Source organism: Micromonospora deserti (assembly GCF_003236335.1).
Taxonomy (GTDB): domain Bacteria; phylum Actinomycetota; class Actinomycetes; order Mycobacteriales; family Micromonosporaceae; genus Micromonospora; species Micromonospora deserti.
Genome location: NZ_POUB01000545.1, coordinates 1 through 591, shown reverse-complemented (window position 1 = coordinate 591; position 591 = coordinate 1). Strand labels below are relative to the sequence as shown.

The 591-nt window shown below is 71.1% G+C and carries 1 protein-coding gene; it reads left to right on the top strand.

The annotated features are described in order from the left end of the window. Positions 1–444: heme-binding beta-barrel domain-containing protein (locus C1I99_RS31830; protein WP_111137801.1), on the top strand; the 444-nt coding region annotated here is incomplete at its 5' end. Between the last annotated feature and the right edge of the window lie 147 nt (positions 445–591).

Genomic DNA, 591 nt, shown 5'->3' with positions numbered 1-591 from the left:
GGCCGGGGGCGGGGCGGCTTCCCCACCATCGAGGACTTCGACTTCGCCCAGGAGATCCGGATCAGCCACGACGGCCGGCCGTTCCTGTTCTACGAGTCGCGGGCGTGGATTCTCGACGAGCAGAGCCGCCCGGTCCGCCCGGCCGGCCGCGAGGTGGGCTGGTGGCGACCGGTGCTGGACGGCGACCGGGTCACCGACGAGCTGGAGGCGCTGATGACCGTCCCGACCGGGGTGATGGAGCTGCACATCGGCCGGCGTAAGGGCACGCAGGTCGAGTTCGTCACCGACGCGGTGGTGCGCACCTCGACCGCGAAGGAGGTCACCGCCGGCCACCGGCTCTTCGGCATCGTCGAGGGTGCCCTGCTGTACGCCCAGGAGATGGCGGCCATGGGCCACGGCCTCTCCCCCCACCTCTCCGCCCGCCTCATCCGCGTAGCCGGCTAACCCACCCCGGGTCCGGCCCGGTGCATTGATCATGAAGTTGTCGCCGGCCGCTTCGCCGTGTCGGGACAACAACTTCATGATCAACGGCGCGTCGGCCGATGGCCGGTGGGCCGGTCAGGGGAGGGGGAAGCCGAGGAGAGACTGGAG